Origin of the sequence: Arthrobacter sp. SDTb3-6 (assembly GCF_013376095.1) — a bacterium.
Classification (GTDB): Bacteria; Actinomycetota; Actinomycetes; order Actinomycetales; family Micrococcaceae; genus Specibacter.
Genome location: NZ_JAAMFN010000032.1, coordinates 1 through 17,133 on the forward strand (window position 1 = coordinate 1; position 17,133 = coordinate 17,133).

The window sequence follows — 17,133 nt, forward strand, 5'->3', positions numbered from 1 at the left end:
AACCCGGGACGCGCCGTTCGGCGCCGACGCCGGCCCCGGCACGCTGGCACTGGCCACAGGGCGGCTGCTGGAGCACTACCAGTCCGGCGCGCAGACCCGCCGCGTGCCCGAACTCGCGGCGGCCCGCCCGGAGGCGCGGCTGCTCATCCACCCGGCCACGGCCACGGCCCGCGGCATCGCCGACGGCGGGCCCGTGACGGTGTCCAACGCCCGCGGCGCGGTGCACTGCACGGCCGAATACAGCACGGCCCAGCGCCTGGACACGGTGTTCCTGCCGTTCCACTTTTCGGGCCGGCAAAGCGCCAACCTGCTCACGTCCCAGGCCACCGACCCCATCTCGGGGATGCCGGAGTTCAAGACCAGCGCGGTCGTGGTGGCGCCGGCCGGAAGGGGCCAGGCATGACACGGATCGATTCAGCCGCGCCGGCTGCACGGGAAGCGGCCACAGGCACGCCGCAGGTGGTCATCATCGGTTTTGGCCCGGTCGCCGCCCGGCTCGTCGACGGGCTGCTCGCCGCGGTCCGGACCGGCGCGCTGGCCGTGACGGTGGTGGGCGATGAGCAGCACGCCGCCTACAACCGCGTGCTGGTGGCGGACCTTGGCGTGGGCCGGACCACGGTGGATGCCATCACGCTGGCGGATACAGCGGAACTCGAGGCGGCCGGCGTCGTGCTCCACCTGGGCCGCTGCGTGCGGCGGGTCGACCGCGCCCGCCGGCTCGTGCACCTTTCCGACGGCCCCGCCGTCCACTACGACCGCCTGGTCTTCGCCACCGGCGCCCGGCCCGTGGTGCCGAACCTTCGCGGGCTCAACCCGGACCCGGAGCTGCCGGTGCGGCTGCCGGCCGGGGTCACGGCCCTGCGTGACCTCAAGGACGCCGCAGCCCTGCACCGGGCCGTGCTGGGCGGGCGTCGCGTGGTGGTCCTCGGCGGCGGGATCCTGGGCCTGGAGGCAGCGCTGGCCGCGGCGGAGGAGGGCGCCCGCGTCACGGTGGTCCACCACGGCGCCCACACGCTGGGCCGCAGCATCGACGCCGACGCCGGAAAGGTCCTGGCCGCCGCGTTGCGGGCCCGCGGAATCGAGGTGGCGGCCAATGCCCGGTCGACGGCGGTGGTCCTGGCCGGGACTGCCGGCGGCGGTGCTTCTGCGGGGGATAGTGGGACTGCCGGGGACGGTGGGACGGGCGGCCGGCCTGTTGCCCCGAAGCCGTCGTTTTCGGCCCTGGAGCTCGACGGCGGCGGCACCGTTCCCGGGGACCTGCTGGTCCTTTCCTGCGGGGTCCGGCCGCGTACGGAGGTGGCGGCGGGGTCCGGGCTCCGGACGGGCCGCGGCATCCTGGTGGACCACTCGTTGCAGGCACACCACGATCCCCACGTGTTTGCGATCGGCGACTGCGCCGAGGTCCGCTGCCCCGACGCCGGCTGCCGCGAGTGCGCTGGCAGCGCCGGGCCGTTGGGCCTGATCGGCCCCGGCTGGCGGCAGGCGGACTGGCTGGCCGGGTTCCTGGCCGGACCCGCGGAGCCGGCCGGACTTGGGGAGCCGGCCGGACTTGGGGAGCCGGCCGGACTTGGGGAGCCGGCACCGCCGCCGCCCGCCGAGCACGCGCCGGTCATGCTGCTCAAGGCCCGCGGCGTGGACGTGGCGGCCGCCGGAAATGTGGCAGCCGGGCCGTTTGACGATTTTCCCGCCGCCTCCCCGGACAGTTCCGCTGCCGTGGGTGGGAGCGCCGGGGCGCCGTTGCGCGTCAGCGTGTGGGCGGACCCGGAACACGGCAAGTACGTGAAGATGGCCACCCGGGACGGCGTGTTGGAGGGGTTCGTCAGCGTGGGCATGCCCCGGGCTGCGGCCGAGCTGGTGCTGCTGTTTGAACGACGGGCCGAGCTTCCCGCCGACAGGTCGGCCCTGCTGGTCCTGGATGGTGCAGGGCTGCCGGCGCGCAATGATCCCGCGCGGACGGTGTGCCGCTGTGCCGGCGTCGACCAGCAGGCCATAGCGGCCGCCGTCGCCGGGGGCTGCGCCACGGTGGCCGAGGTTTCCGCCACGACCAGGGCGGGCACGGGCTGTGGCGGCTGCCACGGCGACGTGCGGGCCCTGATCGAGCAGCATTTCCAAGCCGCCCCGGCGTAACCCCATCAACCTCAACTAGGTCGCAGTTATTACAGAATTCGGCCCCGGAAGGCCCCTTTTTCTGCAATAACTGCGACCTAGATGTCCACCGGGCGGCCAGGAGGTTGCCGCTTGCCCTTCCTACATGTGGACGTGGAGGCGGCGGGCCGCCTCTGCAATGGAGCCGGACAGCGAGGGGTAGACGGTGAAGGTGTTGGCGACGTCGTCCACGTGCAGTTTTTGTGCCACGGCCAGCGAGATCGGGAAGATCAGCTCACAGGCTCCCGCACCCACCACCACGCCGCCGATCACGGTGCCGGAGCCCTTGCGGGCAATGATCTTGACGAAGCCGTCGTTGACGTTGCGCATCTTGGCCCGCGCGTTCGTCTGCAGCGGCAGCTTCACCACGTCGCCCTGGTAGCGGCCGGATTCGAGGTCGGCCTCGGAGACGCCCACGGAGGCGATTTCCGGGGAGGTGAAGATGTTCGAGGAGACCTGGGTCAGCTTGAGCGGGCTGACGCCGTCGCCCAGCAGGTGCGCCACGGCGATGCGGCCCTGCATGGCGGCCACGGAGGCAAGCGCCAGCACGCCGGTACAGTCACCGGCGGCGTAGACGTTCGGCGCACTGGTGCGGGAGACGCCGTCGACCTTGATGTGGCCGCTGGGCGTCAGCTCCACGCCGGCCGCTTCCAGGCCCATGCCGGAGGTGTTGGGGATGGAGCCGACGCACACCAGGCAGTGCGTGCCGGTGACCTGGCTGCCGTCGCCCAGGGTGACCGTGACGCCGTCGTCCGTGCGCTCCACGGACTGGGCGCGGGAGCGCGACAGCACACGCAGGCCGCGGCGCTCAAACACCTGCTCCAGCACGGCGGCGGCGTCCGAGTCTTCGCCCGGGAGCACCTGGTCGCGGCTGGAAATCAACGTGACCTTGGAGCCGAGGCCGTTGAACGCGGAGGCGAATTCGGCGCCCGTGACGCCCGAGCCCACCACGATGAGTTCCTCGGGCAGTTCGTCGAGGTCGTAGATCTGGGTCCAGTTGAGGATGCGTTTGCCGTCCGGCCGGGCCGAGGGGAGCTCGCGGGGGTGGGCGCCGACGGATACCAGCACGGCGTCGGCCTTGAGGATTTCCTTGGTTTCCCCGCGGTCCACCTCGATGGTGTGGGGATCGAGCATGCGGCCGGTGCCGATGATGATGGTCACGCCCAGCGCCTCGAGGCCGCCGCGGATGTCCGTGGACTGCTCCTTGGCCAGCTTCATCACGCGCTGGTTGACCTGCTGGAGATCGGCGCGCAGGGCATCCTTCACGTCGTCGGCATTGAAGCTCACACCCAGTTCGGCGGAGTCAATGCTGCGGTTCATGGACTCGGCCGTGGCAATGAGCGTCTTGGACGGGACCACGTCGGTCAGCACGGCGGAGCCGCCCAGGCCGGCCCGCTCCACGATGGTCACCTTGGCGCCCATCGAGGCTGCGACCATGGCGGCTTCGTAGCCTCCGGGCCCGCCTCCGAGGATCGCCAGGCTGGGGACGGCAAAGGGCTGGTTTACATCTTGATCGCTGGTCACAATTGAACATTCTCGCCTATTCGGGCACAGGCACCAAGTTCTACGAGGCGGCGAATTTTGCGGCCGGCCGTCCCTTGGCGTGGCCCGCGCAGTTGCCGGTAGGTTGGTCTGGTGAACACCCAAGAAACTTTCCCCGAAACCGACCCCGCGGAGCTGGCCCGCCAGGCTGCCGCCCACATTGCCCAGGCCACCGGCGTCGAACAGCATGACCTGGCCCTGGTGCTGGGCTCCGGCTGGGGCGAGGCGGCAGGTCTCATCGGCGAGACCACGGCCACGCTCAACGCCGCCGAGGTGCCCGGCTTTTCCGCCCCCGCCGTCGTGGGCCATGTGGGCACCCTCACCTCGATCCGCACCCCCGACGGCCGGAACGTGCTGGTCCTGGGCGCGCGGACGCACTTTTACGAGGGCAAGGGCGTGCGCGCAGTGGTGCACGGGGTGCGCACGGCAGCGGCCGCGGGCGCCAAGACGGTGGTGCTGACCAACGGCTGCGGCGGCCTGAACGAGGCCTGGGCGCCGGGCACGCCGGTGCTGATCAGCGACCACATCAACCTCACCGCCACCTCGCCGCTTGAAGGCGCCTCCTTCGTTGACCTGACGGACCTCTATTCCGCCCGCCTGCGCGCCGTGGCCCGCGAGGTTGACCCGTCGCTGGACGAAGGCGTCTACGCCCAGTTCACGGGGCCGCACTATGAAACCCCCGCCGAGGTGCAGTACGCGAAGCGGATCGGGGCCGACCTGGTGGGCATGTCCACCGCGCTGGAGGCCATTGCCGCCCGCGCCGCCGGAATGGAGGTCTTCGGCATCTCCCTGGTAACGAACCTTGCCGCCGGCATCAGCCCCGTCCCGCTCAGCCACGCCGAAGTGCTCGACGCCGGCCAGGCCGCCGGCCCGCGCATCTCCCGGCTCCTCGCGGACATCATCGCCCGGCTGTAGGGCCGGTTTCGTTGGGTGCCGGCCGTGGGGAACGGGCCGTGGTGGGCCGGCAGGGCGCCGTCGCGACCTTATGCGCCGAATCCATCCGCGGGTTTTGCGCATAACGACACTCTTATTTGTTTATGCGCCGGACCCGGCCCGGGTTTGGCGCAACTTGTCCACTGGCGCCAAACCGGCAACGGGTCCGGCGCATAACGGCACGGGCCCGCCACCCCGGCCGCAGGGCAGAACGGCACGCAGCCGCTAGATTGGTTGCGTGACCCATTCTTCGCAGACCCGTTCCGAGTCCACGGCCGCACTCGAAACTGCCGCCCTGACTGCCGCGGCCTCCCAGTGGGCCGCCCACGATGCCGACCCCGGAACGGCGGCGCAATTAACAACACTCGCGCGCCGCGCGGCCCACACCCCGGAGGCGGCCGCCGAGCTCGCGGACAGCTTTGACGGCAACCTGCAGTTTGGCACGGCCGGGCTCCGCGCCGTCATGGGGCCGGGCCCGAACCGGATGAACCGGACAGTGGTGCGCCGCGCCGCCGCGGGGGTGGCCGCCCACCTGCTGGACCTGGCCCGGCAGGCCGCGCCGGATTACACCCCGCGCGCCGTGGTGGGCTACGACGCCCGGCACAACTCGCGGGACTTCGCCCGGGACACGGCCGCCATCTTCACGGCCGCCGGCATCGAGACGTTCCTGCTGCCGGCTCCCCTGCCCACGCCGGTGCTCGCGTTTGCCGTCCGCCACCTGGACTGCGAGGCCGGCGTCATGGTCACGGCCAGCCACAACCCGGCCAAGGACAACGGCTACAAGGTCTACCTCGGCGGCCGCGCCGTGGCGCCGGAGGCCCGCGGCGTGCAGATCGTGGCCCCGCACGACGCCCAAATAGCCGCCCACATCGCCGCCGTGTCGCACACCGCGGAGGCCGGCGACACCTCCGCCATCGCGCAGGCGGACAAGGGCTGGACAGTGCCCGGCGCGGACCTTGTGGACAGCTACAAGGCTGCCGTCACGGCCCTCGCCGACCCGGAAAAGTTCCCCGCCCGTGACCTGCGCATTGCCCACACGTCCATGCACGGCGTGGGCCACGAGACCGCCCTGGCCGTGCTGGCGGGGGCCGGCTTCACGGACATCCACCCCGTCCCCCGGCAGTCCGCCCCGGACCCGGACTTCCCCACCGTCGCCTTCCCCAACCCGGAGGAGCCCGGGGCACTGGACCTGGCATTCGCCCTGGCACACGAGGTGGGGGCCGACGTCGTGCTGGCCAACGACCCCGACGCCGACCGCGCCGCCGTCGGCGCCCTGGACCCGGCCACCGGCCAGTGGCGCAAGTTCCACGGCGACGAGGTGGGTGCGCTGCTCGGCGCCCACCTGGCCTCCCGCGGCGGCCGTGCCGAAAAAGGTGCGACGCCGGATGCCTCCCGGGTGCCCGTGTTCGCCAACTCGATTGTCTCCAGCAGGCTGCTGGCCCGGATTGCGTCCGCCGCGGGCTACCTGCACGTGCAGACCCTCACGGGCTTCAAGTGGATCTCGCGGGTGCCCGGCCTGGCGTACGGCTATGAGGAGGCGCTGGGCTACTGCGTGGCTCCCGAGGTGGTGCGGGACAAGGACGGCATGTCCGCCGGGCTGCTCATCGCCGAGATGGCCGCTGCGCTCAAGGCGGAGGGCCGGACGCTGTTTGACGTGCTGGACGACCTCGCCCTGGAGCACGGGCTGCACGCCAGCGACCAAATCAGCATCCGTGTGGAGGACCTTGGCGAAATCACGGCCATGATGGCCCGGCTGCGCGCCGAGCCTCCCGCATCCTTTGACGGTTCCCCCGTGTCCGGGTTCACCGACATGTCCGTGGCGACGGCGGAACTGCCCGCCACCGATGCCCTGCTGTACCTGACGGGGAAGGGCAGCCGGGTGATCGTGCGGCCCAGCGGCACCGAGCCCAAGCTCAAGTGCTACCTGGAGGTCATCGTGCCCGTGGCCGGGCGCGCGGAGCTGGCGGCGGCGCGGCGTGAGGCCTCCCGTGCGTTGGCGGCCGTCTCGGCCGATGTCAGGGCTGCGCTCGGCCAATAACGGGCCGGCGTTCCGGGGCCGTTGACCGCTGCCCGCGCCGCTGCCTAGGCTTGATTACAGGCAATTCGCGGCACGGGATTGGAGCGGCCCGATGGCAAACCGCAACAGGCGGCCGAGTGCGCGCGACCATGCCCTCGAAGTGGCCAGGTACCGCGACGTCCGGGACGCCGCGGCCACGCCCATCCCGGTCGACGAATATTCCCAGGCGGCGGGCCGCACGTTGGATGCGGAGGGTGCCGTGCAGGACACCGCACCGCCGCGTTTCCACGAATCAGACCAGGTGTGGGAGGTTGCCAACAACGCCGTTGAGGCGGCCATGGCCCGCGGTGACTTTGACAACCTGGCCTACGCCGGCAAGCCCATTCCAGGCCTGGGCGGCACCGACGATCCGGACTGGTGGATCAAGGGCCTGCTGCAACGTGAGCATGTCAGCGGGCTCGGTCCCCCGGCCCTCATGCTCCGCAAGGAAGACGCCGAACTTGAGCAAACCCTGGACGCCGAATTCTCCGAGGCGCAGGTGCGTGCCATCCTGGCCGACTTCAACCACCGGATCATCGAGGCCCGCCGACAACTGATGGGCGGGCCGCCCGTGACCACCCGGCTGCGGGACATCGAGGCGGAACTCGGCGCATGGCGGGCCCGGGCCGCGGCCCGCCGGCCCGCAACCCCCGCCCCGGCGCCCGAGCCTGCCCGGGGCAGCCGCATGGCACGGCTGTTCCGGCGCCAATAGCTCGGTGCCGACGGGCCGCAACACACAGGCTGAAGGAAAACGGCCCCGCCGCGGCACGCGCTAGGGTAAAGCCATGCCCACGGCCCGCATGGAAGGGACTGTCCGATGAACCAGCACGCCGCGAACGCCGGCACGGCCCTTGCCCGTGCCGGGTCACCGTCCCCGGAAGAGCCGCCCAAGCCCGAGGAGCGCAAGCCCGAGGAGCCGCACAGCCTGCCGGCCCGGTCCTGGAAATACGTGGCCAAGCGGGCGGTCGGGGAGTTCAGCTCCGACGGCTGCACGGACCTGGCCGCCGGGCTGACCTACTACGGGGTCTTCTCGCTCTTTCCGGCCATCCTGGCCCTGGTCTCCATCCTGGGGCTGGTGGGCCAGGCGCAACAAACCACCACGGTGATGCTGGAGCTGGTGGGGCGGCTGACCGACAAGGAGGTGGCGGACACCGTCGGCGGGCCCATCAGGGCGCTGGCGTCATCCTCCGCCGCCGGCTGGACGTTCGCGCTCGGCCTGGTCACGGCCCTGTGGTCGGCGTCCGGCTATGTGGGCGCCTTCAGCCGGGCCATGAACCGCGTCTACGGAATCCCGGAGGGCCGCCCGGCCTGGAAGCTGCGGCCCGCCCTGCTGCTGGTGACCCTGGCCGCCGTGCTGCTGGCGGTGGCAATCGCCCTGATGCTGGTCCTCTCCGGGCCGGTGGCCAAGGCCATTGGCGGCGTCATGGGCGTGGGCGATGCAACCCTTTCGGTGTGGAACCTGGCAAAGTGGCCGGTGGTCGCCGTCCTGGCCATTGTGCTGATCGCGGTCCTGTACTACTTCACCCCCAACGTCCGCCAGCCCAAGTTCCGCTGGATCAGCATCGGGGCGGCCGTGGCCCTGGTGGCCATGGTCGTGGCGTCGGTGGGTTTCGGTTTCTACGTGGGCAACTTCTCCCGGTACGACAAAACCTACGGCACCATTGCCGGGATGATCGTGCTGCTGCTGTGGATCTGGATCCTGAACCTGATGCTGCTCTTCGGTGCCGAGGTGGACGCGGAACTGGAGCGCGGCCGCCAGCTCATGGCCGGCATCAAGGCCGAGGCCTGGCTTCAGCTGCCGCCCCGGGACACCGCAGCCAGCGTCAAAAGGCGCGAAAAGGAGGAGCAGCTCGTGGCTGAGGGCAGGTCCCTGCGCCGGCAGGCAGCCCCCGACCCCGTTCCCAGCGCAACCCCGGAAAAGCACGCCCTGTGGTGGACCGCGGGGGTGGGCGCCGCCGTCGTGCTGGTGGCAGCGGTGCGGCGGCGGAACGGCACAGCCAGGACAGCACGGGAAAGGGCACACAATGGACGTTGAACATTTTGACCTCGTCATCGTCGGCACCGGCTCGGGCAACACCATCCCCGGCCCGGAATTCGACGCACTGCGCATCGCCATCGTCGAGGACAACCTCTTCGGCGGCACGTGCCTGAACGTAGGCTGCATCCCCACCAAAATGTTTGTCCATCCCGCCGAACTCGCCGACGCCCCGCCCCACGCCCGGCCCCTCGGCGTCACCACGGAGCTGCGCGGCGTGGACTGGGCCGGCATCCGCGACCGCATCTTCACCCGCATCGACGCCATTGAGGAGGCCGGCCGCAGCTACCGGGAGGGGCCGGCGAACCCCAATGTCACGGTGTTCGCCGGCCACGGCAGGTTCACGGGCCCCCGGACCCTGGCCGTCCACCTGCACGACGGCGGCACCACGGTGATCTCGGGCGCCCGGTTTGTGCTGGCGGCCGGGTCCCGCACCGTGGTGCCCCCTGTCGAGGGACTGGACGCGGTCCCGTTCCACACCTCGGACACCGTCATGCGCATTGACCGGCTCCCCGCCAGTGTGGCGATCCTGGGCGGTGGCTATATCGCGGCGGAGTTTGCCCACATCTTTGCCTCGTACGGCTCCCAGGTCACGCAAATTGTGCGCGGCCCGGCCCTGCTGCGCCACCACGACGCGGACATCTCCAAGGTCTTTACGAAGGAGGCCTCGGGCCGGTACACCGTCCTGCTGGAGACGGTGCTGGAGAAGGCGGCGCAAGGGGGTCCCGGCGTCGAACTTCAGCTCAAGGGGCCCAACGGGACATCCTCCGTGGCGGCGGAGCTGCTCCTCGTGGCCACGGGGCGGCGGCCCAACTCGGACACCCTGGACGTGGGGAACGCCGGGGTTGACGTGGATTCGGAGGGCAGGGTGGTGGTGGACGCCTTCCAGCGCACCACGGCCGAGGGGATTTTTGCGCTGGGCGACCTCTGCTCCGACTACCAGCTCAAGCATGTGGCCAACCATGAGGCGCGCGTGGTCAGGCACAACCTGCTCCACCCCGACGCGATGATGGAGGCAGACCACCGCTATGTGCCGGCCGCGGTGTTCAGCGACCCGCAAATCGCGTCCGTGGGGCTGACGGAGGAGGAAGCCCGGGCGCAGGGCGTGGCGTACGCGGTGAAAAGGCAGGACTATGCGGACATCGCGGCCGGCTGGGCACGGGAGGACAAGGGCCACTTCCTGAAGGTGCTGGCGGATCCGGCGACCGGGCTGCTGCTGGGCGCACACGTCATCGGCCCGGAGGCGGCCACCGTGATCCAGCCGCTGATCCAGGCGATGAGCTTCGGGCAGGCCGCGCACGATGTCGCCCGCGGCCAGTACTGGATCCACCCGGCCCTGAGCGAGTTGGTGGAGAATGCGCTGCTGGGGCTGCCGGAGCCGGGGCCGGAGGGGTAGCCGGGCGGGGGCGCGTGGCCGGGCGGCATCACTGACATCGGGGACAACTCGCGAGAACGGTGTTGGCCATCACCTTCCTCGCGGGTTGTCCCCTTCCTCGGCGAAGTGGGGCGGCCCGGGAGGCATCGTCACTCCCGGATTTTCTGCAGCGCGCCACCCTTGTGCATGGCGATGTGGTCTGTCTTGCTGCTCTTGATTTCATATTGCGGGTCCTCGGGCGTGCAGCGGCGCATGTGCCCCTTGTAGTCGACGTCGCGGGTGTGGACCTTGGTGATGGTCCCTTCCACCCAGCCGGCCTCCGAATTCCACCGCACGTGGTCGCCCACCGAAAATTGATGTGCCATGGTAGCGATTGTGCCTGCTCCCGCCGGGGAGGGCAACGGCGGGAGCAGGCGACGCCGGGCGTGGGCCGCGCGGGGCCGGGCCGGTGCTACAGCTCGACCTCCACGGCACCGTCGACGACGCGCACCGGGTAGGTGCCCAGGCGCAGTTCGGGGTTGCCCAGGCACTCGCCCGTGGCCAGGCTGTAGACCTCCTTGTGCAGGGGCGAGGCGATGGTGTGGGTGGTGCCGCGCGATCCGACAATGCCGCGTGCCATGACGTTGGCCCTGGTGGCCGGGTCGGCGTGGGAGACGGCGAACACGCTGCGCTCCCCCACCCGGAACAATGCCACCTGGCGGCCGCCGATGAGAGCGGCCTCGCCCCAGGAATCGTCCAGCTCGGTGAGCGGGCAGACCCGGTGCCACGTGGCCGCAGCCCGCGGCGCGGAATGCGGCGCAGCGTGCCGGCCAGCCTCCGCCGCGGAGCCCGCCGCGGCGCGCGCCACGTCCGGCGCCACGTCCGGGACCGAGTGCAGGGCGCCGCCGTGCCGGCCAGCCTCCGGGACCGAGTGCAGGGCGGAGCCGGCTTCCACGCGGGTTTCCATCAGCGTTTCCATATGCGTTTCCTTTTGCTCGGGGCACGGGCGGCTCGGGGCACCGGTGCCGGGGATCCAGTCGATGGGAAAGACACTACGGACGCCGTGTTTCACCCTCCCTCCCGGTGCATGACAAACACGTAAACCTTCCCTCACCGGGACCCGGGGCCGTGCCGTGAGGTGAAAGTTAACGCGCCGAAACATAAGCGAAACGGCGGGGCAATCCCCGTTCCCTAGCCTTGTATCCAACGTGGCACCACACCGTGGACCACGTCCAGGCCCCCCGGCCGTAGGAAAAGACTGAAAGGGCTGGCACATGAGCGCACCAACAGCACCAATGGCGGCAGGCACTTCCGCCGCAGAAGCACCCCGGCACGTCGTCGTCGTGGGCGGCGGCCCCGCCGCACACCGCTTTGCCGAGGCAATGCACGCCCGCGGAGTGGACGGCTGGCACGTGACGGTCCTGGCCGAGGAAGTCCACGCCCCCTACGACCGCGTGGCACTGAGCCGGGCCCTGACCGAGACGGAAACAGACCTGTCCCTGGGCGATGCCGGACTCTGGGAGCACCCCGCCATCACCCTGTCCACGGGCAGCCGCGCCGTCAGCTTCGATCCCGCCGCCCAGACCGTCACCACCCGGGCACAGGACGGCGCCGAAACCACCCACGCCTACGACCAGCTGGTCCTGGCCACCGGCTCCAACGCCGCCCGGCTCCCCATCCCCGGCGCCGAGGCCAGCCACGTATACCGCACCCTCGACGACGTCTGGGCACTGAACCGCGAAACCGCCCGCCTCAAGCAACAGCTGGGCCGGCCGGTCCGGGCCGCCGTCATCGGCGGCGGTCTCCTCGGCCTCGAGGCAGCCGCCGGCCTCATCACCCTCGGCGCCGACGCCACCGTCATCAACGGCGCCGACTGGCTCATGAACACCCAGCTCGACGAGGGCGCCGGCCAGGCCCTGGGCCGCCTGGTCGCCGCGAAGGGCATGTCCGCCACCGCCGGCGTGTTCCCCTCCGCCATTGAAACGGACGACGCCGGGCAGGTCACCGGGGTGCTCATGGCCGACGGCGCCGTGGTCCCCGCCGACCTGGTGGTCGTGGCGATCGGCGTGCGGCCGCGCGACGAGCTGGCCCGCGGAGCCGACGGCGCGGCGGCCCACGGCCTGTCCCTGGGCCCGCGCGGCGGCGTCGAGATCGACGATGCCTGCGCCACGTCGGTCCCCGGCGTCTGGGCCATCGGCGAGGTGGCCAGCTTCGGCGGCATGTGCCTGGGCCTCGTGGCTCCTGCCAACACGATGGCGGAGATCGTGGCCGACCGGCTGCACGGCGGCACCGCCACCTTCCCCGGCTTCGACACCGCCACCAAGCTCAAGCTCTCCGGCGTGGACGTGGCCAGCTTCGGCGACGCCTTTGCCACCACGGAAGACAGCCTGGAAGTGGTCTACGCCGACCCTGCCCGCGGCGTGTACCAAAAGATCGTCACGAGCGCCGATGCCAAGACCCTGCTGGGCGGCATCTTTGTCGGGGACGCGTCGCCCTACAGCAGCCTGCGCCCGCTCCTGGGCCGGGAACTGCCGGCCGGGCCCGGCGCGTTCCTGTCGGCAGCCGGCGGAGGGGACGCGCCCGCCGTCGAACTTCCCGACGACGCCATCCTGTGCTCCTGCAACAACGTCTCCGCCGGGGCCATCCGCGACGCCGTCAATGGCTGCGGCACTTGCGAGGGCGCCGAGCCCGTCCGCGATGTGCCCGGCCTGAAGGCGTGCACGCGGGCCGGCACCCAGTGCGGCTCCTGCGTGCCGCTGCTGAAAAAGCTCATGGAGGGCGAGCTGGCCAAGTCCGGCATCGCCGTGTCGAAGGCGTTGTGCGAGCACTTCGACATGTCCCGGGCCGAACTCTTCGAGGCCGTCCGCGCCCTGGAGCTGCGCAGCTTCCCGGAGATCCTGGCCCGGTTCGGCGTGGACGGCGCCGGCAGCGGCTGCGACATCTGCAAGCCCACCGTGGCCTCCGTCCTGGCCAGCCAGCACAGCGAATACGTGCTCGACGCCGGCCGCGGCACCCTCCAGGACACCAACGACCGCGCGCTGGCCAACATGCAAAAGGACGGCAGCTACTCGGTGGTCCCGCGCATCCCCGGCGGCGAAATCACCCCGGACAAGCTGGCAGTGATCGCCGCCGTCGCCCAGGAGTACGGCCTGTACACGAAGATCACCGGCGGGCAGCGGATCGACCTGTTCGGCGCCCGGCTGGAGCAGCTGCCGGCGATCTGGAAGGTCCTCACCGACGCCGGCATGGAGTCCGGGCAGGCCTACGGGAAGTCGCTGCGCACCGTGAAGTCGTGCGTCGGTTCCACCTGGTGCCGCTTTGGGGTGCAGGATTCGGTGGCCATGGCCATCGCGCTCGAGCTGCGTTACCGGGGCCTGCGCAGCCCGCACAAGCTCAAGCTGGGCGTCTCCGGCTGCGCCCGCGAATGTGCCGAGGCCCGCGGCAAGGACGTGGGCGTCATCGCCACCGCGGACGGCTGGAACCTGTACGTGGGCGGCAACGGCGGCGCCACCCCGGCCCACGCGCAGCTGCTCGCCAAGGGCCTGGACGACGCCACGCTCATCAGCTACATCGACCGCTACCTGATGTACTACATCCGCACGGCCGACCGCCTGCAGCGCACCGCCCGCTGGCAGGAGGAGCTCGACGGCGGCCTGGCCCACGTGGTGGACGTGGTGGTCAACGATTCGCTCGGCATCGCGGCGGACCTCGAGGCGGCCATGGCACGGCACGTGGACAGCTACGAGGACGAATGGGCCGCCACCCTCGCGGACCCCGAACGGCTCAAGCGCTTCCGCTCCTTCATCAACGCCCCGGAAGCGGCCGACGACGAGATCGCCTTTGTGCCCGAGCGCGGCCAGGTGCGCCCGGCCACCGTGGCGGAAAAGGCGGAAGGCCCGGTGCTGATCGCCACCCACATCCCCGTCCGGGGCGCCGGTCCCGGCCGGAACTGAGCCCGGATTGGCACAGACGGAATGGCACAGACGGATTTGCACGGACGGATTGACCCAGAAGGCAGGCACACGATGATGAAGCGCAACCGCACCGGCCGGATCACCCTGGTCGGCGGCGGCCCGGGCCCGGCCGACCTCCTCACCGTCCGCGCCGTCAAGGCCCTGGCCACGGCGGACGTCGTGTACTTTGACCGGCTCGGCCCCACCCGGGACCTGGCGGAGCTGGCACCCCACGCGACTTTCGTCGACGTCGGCAAGACGCCCGGCCACCACAAGGTCCCGCAGGAGGAGATCCAGGCGCGGATGGTGGACGGCGCCCGGGCCGGGCTGCATGTGGTCCGGCTCAAGGGCGGGGACCCGTTCGTGTTCGGCCGCGGCGGCGAGGAGGTGGCCGCGGCCGTGGCGGCCGGCATCCCCGTTTCGGTGGTGCCGGGTGTCTCCAGCGCCGTCGCGGTTCCCGGGGCCGCCGGCATCCCGGTCACCCACCGCAATGTGAGCCACCTGTTCACGGTGGTCTCCGGCCACGCACCCCTGGAGCCGCACGAATACCGGCACCTGGCCGGGCTGGGCGGGACCATCGTGGTGCTCATGGGCATCGGCACCCTGCCGTCCCTCGTCGCGGGGCTGCGCCTGGCAGGGCTGTCGGGCGGCACCCCCGTGGCGGTCGTCGAACGCGGGTTCAGCCACACGCAGCGCACCACCGCGGCCACGCTGGGCAGCATCGTTACCGCCGCCACGGCCTGCCGCAACCCCGCGGTCATCGTCATCGGGGACGTGGTGTCCGTGGCGGGCGGGGCGCACCAGGCGGCCGCGGACTTCCTGCCCGCCGGCACGTCCGACGGCGGCACGTCCGGCGGCGGCACGTCCGGCGGCGGCACCCCCGGCACCGGCACGCCGGACTTCGGCGCCCGCGGCATCGGCACCTCCGAAGCCGCCGCTCTCCCAGTGCGGCGGCGCGCGTGACGGACACCTTGGGCACGGCGAAAGTGACAGGCCAGGCGGGGCCGTTGCAGGGCTTCCGGATCGGCGTCACGGCCCACCGCCGGGCCGGGGACCTCATCGAGGCGCTGGAGCGGCGCGGCGCGCAGGTGCTGCACGCCCCCGCACTGAAAATTGCGCCCGTCGAAAGCGACGAGGCCCTGATGGCGGAAATCGCGGCCGTCATTGCGGCGGCCCCGGACATCGTCCTGGTGACCACGGCCTACGGCCTGCGCCGCTGGTGCGAGGCCGCGGACGCCGCCGGGCGCGGGGAGGAACTGCTGGCAGTGCTGGGCCGGGCGGACATTTATGTGCGCGGCCCCAAGGCGCGCGGTGCCGTGCGGGCCGCCGGGCTGGACGACGCCGGGATCAGCCCCGACGAGACCACCGCCTCCCTCACGGGGCTGGCCATTGGCGCCGGCGTGCGCGGCAAGGTTGTGGCCGTCCAGGTCCACGGCTTCACGGACGCCGCCGCCCTGGCCCAGCTGCGCGACGCCGGGGCCACCGTGCTGACCGTGACACCCTACCGCTGGATCAGCGCCGGGGACGGCGACCGGCTCTCCCAGCTGATCGATGCCGTGGCCAACCGGGAGCTGGACGTGCTCACCTTCACCAGCGCCCCCGCCGCCGACGCCGTGCTGAGCGCGGCCGCCGCCTCCGGAAAGGGCGACGCCTTCCTGGCCGCGCTGCGCAGTCCCCCAGCAGCAGACAGTCCCCACACGGTCGGTCCCCACACGGTCGGTCCCCACTCGGCCGGCGGGACGGCCGCGGTGGCGAGTGCCGCCGTCGGGCCCGTCACCGCCGCGCCGCTGCTGGCCGCGGGGATCACGCCGCTCGTGCCCGAACGGTTCCGCATGGGTGCGTTGATCCGCCTGGTCGTCGAACACCTTGAGGAGGCCGGCGCGGTGCAGGTGGAGAGCCGATCCGGGCTGCTGGAGGTGCGCGGGCAGGCGCTGCTCATCAACCACGTGCCGGTGCCGCTGGCGCCCGCGCCGCTGCAGCTCCTGAAGGCCCTCATCGGGGCAGGCGGTTCGGTGTGCTCCCAGGCCGAGCTGGCCGCCACGCTCGGCCTGGGCGGGCATGCGCTGCACATGGCGGTCAGCCGCCTGCGCGCCGCCCTGCCGGACCCGGCCCTGGTGGAGACCGTGGTCAAGCGCGGCTACCGGCTCCGCGTGTAACCTGCCCCGGCCAGCGTCACGAGCTCGCCCGGCATCCCGTCCAGGACCCGGGCGCCCTTCCACACGGCCCGGATGCGCCGCTCCAGCCGCAGCCCGGCCACGGGCACCTCCACGAGTTCACCGCGTTCGACGGCGGTGCGGACCGCGAAGTCGCTGAGCACCGCGGCCCCGGCCCCCGCCGCGACGGCAATGCGCACGGCGGCGTTGCTGCGCAGCTCCAGGGCGGGCCTGAGCTGCCCGCGGCCCGGCAGGGCCCGGTCCAGGGCGCGCTCCAGGGCCAGCCGGGTGCCGGAGCCGGGTTCCCGGACCACCAGGGGCGCGGCGGCCAGGTCTGCGGCGGCCAGCGGCGTGCCGCGCCGGGCCCAGGCGTGGTCCGGGGCCACCACCACGGCGAGGCGGTCGGCGGCCACCACCAGGCGGCGCAGTCCGGCCGGGATGTTCGGGGACTCGACGAAGCCGACGTCGGCGTGCCCCTGCGCCACCTGCCCAAAGATGTGGCCCGAGTTTTCCACGTCCAGTTCCACCTGGACGTCGGGGTGGATGCGCTTGAAGGCCGTCAGCCAGCCCGGCATGAGGTATTCGGCCACCGTCAGGCTGGCGCCCACGCGCAGGTGCCCGCGCCGTTCGGTGCCCAGCGCTCCGGCCCGGTCCAGGAGGGCGCGCGCGGCCAGCAGCACGGCCTGGCCGTCGCGCAGCAGCTCCGCCCCGGCGGCCGTGGGCCGGGAGCCGCCGGTGCGCCGGTCCAGCAGCGCCACGCCCAGCTGCTGCTCCAGCCGGGCCATGGCGCGGCTGGCATTGGGCTGTGCCATGCCCACGCGCCGGGCGCCCGCGCTGAGGCTGCCCTCCTCCGCCACTGCGGTGAAAAGCTCCAGGGAAGCCAGGTCCGGCCATGTCCATGTCATATCGAAATGATATGGCCATATCCGGAATTGACGGCTACCCGGCGGCCCCGTGCCACG

14 protein-coding genes are annotated in these 17,133 nt (G+C 71.8%); 10 read left to right on the forward strand and 4 right to left on the reverse strand.

Going from position 1 to position 17,133, the window contains the following annotated elements; genetic code table 11:
- Together G6035_RS14680 and G6035_RS14685 are read left to right on the forward strand one after the other, a co-directional pair.
- Window positions 1–403: molybdopterin dinucleotide binding domain-containing protein (locus G6035_RS14680; protein WP_305144534.1), on the forward strand; the 403-nt coding region annotated here is incomplete at its 5' end.
- Window positions 400–2,127, forward strand: coding sequence for an FAD-dependent oxidoreductase (locus tag G6035_RS14685; protein WP_176617850.1), 1,728 nt, complete (start codon window positions 400–402; stop codon window positions 2,125–2,127). The genes G6035_RS14680 and G6035_RS14685, both read left to right, overlap by 4 nt.
- A gap of 120 nt (window positions 2,128–2,247) precedes the next feature.
- Here G6035_RS14685 and G6035_RS14690 read toward each other — a convergent pair whose 3' ends face one another.
- Window positions 2,248–3,624 carry an NAD(P)H-quinone dehydrogenase gene (locus tag G6035_RS14690; RefSeq protein WP_256128018.1) on the reverse strand — a complete coding sequence of 459 codons (1,377 nt, stop codon included), beginning with the start codon at window positions 3,622–3,624 and terminating at the stop codon, window positions 2,248–2,250.
- A 156-nt stretch (window positions 3,625–3,780) separates the two neighbouring features.
- On the opposite strand from G6035_RS14690, the gene G6035_RS14695 reads away from it, so the two are divergent.
- From G6035_RS14695 to G6035_RS14715, 5 genes are all read left to right on the forward strand, one after another.
- Window positions 3,781–4,602, forward strand: coding sequence for a purine-nucleoside phosphorylase (locus tag G6035_RS14695; protein WP_176617852.1), 822 nt, complete (start codon window positions 3,781–3,783; stop codon window positions 4,600–4,602).
- 256 nt (window positions 4,603–4,858) lie between these two features.
- On the forward strand, window positions 4,859–6,658 hold the full coding sequence (locus G6035_RS14700) for a phospho-sugar mutase (RefSeq protein WP_371131025.1): 1,800 nt from the start codon (window positions 4,859–4,861) through the stop codon (window positions 6,656–6,658).
- Between the two features lie 91 nt (window positions 6,659–6,749).
- Window positions 6,750–7,388, forward strand: a complete 639-nt coding sequence (locus G6035_RS14705) for a DUF1992 domain-containing protein (RefSeq protein ID WP_176617853.1) — start codon at window positions 6,750–6,752, stop codon at window positions 7,386–7,388.
- Window positions 7,389–7,493: 105 nt separating this feature from the next.
- Window positions 7,494–8,711 (forward strand): YihY/virulence factor BrkB family protein, encoded by a 1,218-nt coding sequence (locus G6035_RS14710; protein ID WP_218063257.1) that lies wholly within the window; start codon window positions 7,494–7,496, stop codon window positions 8,709–8,711.
- A complete protein-coding gene (locus G6035_RS14715) occupies window positions 8,701–10,107 on the forward strand; it encodes a mycothione reductase (RefSeq protein ID WP_176617854.1) in 1,407 nt (468 codons plus the stop codon). Before G6035_RS14710 ends, G6035_RS14715 begins: the two co-directional genes overlap by 11 nt.
- Before the next feature lie 128 nt (window positions 10,108–10,235).
- On the opposite strand, the gene G6035_RS14720 is transcribed toward G6035_RS14715, so the two are convergent.
- Window positions 10,236–10,451, reverse strand: coding sequence for a DUF2945 domain-containing protein (locus G6035_RS14720; protein ID WP_176617855.1), 216 nt, complete (start codon window positions 10,449–10,451; stop codon window positions 10,236–10,238).
- A gap of 86 nt (window positions 10,452–10,537) precedes the next feature.
- The gene (gene nirD, locus G6035_RS14725) at window positions 10,538–10,933 is read right to left on the reverse strand and encodes a nitrite reductase small subunit NirD (protein ID WP_371131028.1); all 396 of its coding nucleotides are present in this window, start codon (window positions 10,931–10,933) and stop codon (window positions 10,538–10,540) included.
- 406 nt (window positions 10,934–11,339) lie between these two features.
- Here nirD and nirB point away from each other — a divergent pair, with 406 nt between their 5' ends.
- The 3 genes from nirB (at window position 11,340) to G6035_RS14740 (ending at window position 16,174) form a co-directional block, all read left to right on the forward strand.
- The gene (gene nirB / locus G6035_RS14730; RefSeq protein ID WP_371131026.1) at window positions 11,340–14,018 is read left to right on the forward strand and encodes a nitrite reductase large subunit NirB; all 2,679 of its coding nucleotides are present in this window, start codon (window positions 11,340–11,342) and stop codon (window positions 14,016–14,018) included.
- 72 nt (window positions 14,019–14,090) lie between these two features.
- The gene (gene cobA, locus G6035_RS14735) at window positions 14,091–14,981 is read left to right on the forward strand and encodes a uroporphyrinogen-III C-methyltransferase (RefSeq protein ID WP_256128014.1); all 891 of its coding nucleotides are present in this window, start codon (window positions 14,091–14,093) and stop codon (window positions 14,979–14,981) included.
- Window positions 14,978–16,174, forward strand: a complete 1,197-nt coding sequence (locus G6035_RS14740; protein WP_176617857.1) for a uroporphyrinogen-III synthase — start codon at window positions 14,978–14,980, stop codon at window positions 16,172–16,174. The genes cobA and G6035_RS14740 overlap by 4 nt, the downstream gene beginning before the upstream one ends.
- Here G6035_RS14740 and G6035_RS14745 read toward each other — a convergent pair.
- Complete coding sequence (locus tag G6035_RS14745; RefSeq protein ID WP_176617858.1) at window positions 16,156–17,076, reverse strand: LysR substrate-binding domain-containing protein; 921 nt, start codon at window positions 17,074–17,076, stop codon at window positions 16,156–16,158. The genes G6035_RS14740 and G6035_RS14745 overlap by 19 nt on opposite strands.
- Window positions 17,077–17,133 lie beyond the last annotated feature (57 nt).

Bases quoted from the DNA above. Each gene is read 5' to 3' on its own strand.
- G6035_RS14685 (WP_176617850.1), top strand. From the start codon at position 400: ATGACACGGATCGATTCAGCCGCGCCGGCTGCACGGGAAGCGGCCACA.
- G6035_RS14705 (WP_176617853.1), top strand. From the start codon at position 6,750: ATGGCAAACCGCAACAGGCGGCCGAGTGCGCGCGACCATGCCCTCGAA.
- G6035_RS14710 (WP_218063257.1), top strand. From the start codon at position 7,494: ATGAACCAGCACGCCGCGAACGCCGGCACGGCCCTTGCCCGTGCCGGG.
- G6035_RS14715 (WP_176617854.1), top strand. From the start codon at position 8,701: ATGGACGTTGAACATTTTGACCTCGTCATCGTCGGCACCGGCTCGGGC.
- G6035_RS14720 (WP_176617855.1), bottom strand. From the start codon at position 10,451: ATGGCACATCAATTTTCGGTGGGCGACCACGTGCGGTGGAATTCGGAG.
- nirB (WP_371131026.1), top strand. From the start codon at position 11,340: ATGAGCGCACCAACAGCACCAATGGCGGCAGGCACTTCCGCCGCAGAA.
- cobA (WP_256128014.1), top strand. From the start codon at position 14,091: ATGATGAAGCGCAACCGCACCGGCCGGATCACCCTGGTCGGCGGCGGC.
- G6035_RS14745 (WP_176617858.1), bottom strand. From the start codon at position 17,076: ATGACATGGACATGGCCGGACCTGGCTTCCCTGGAGCTTTTCACCGCA.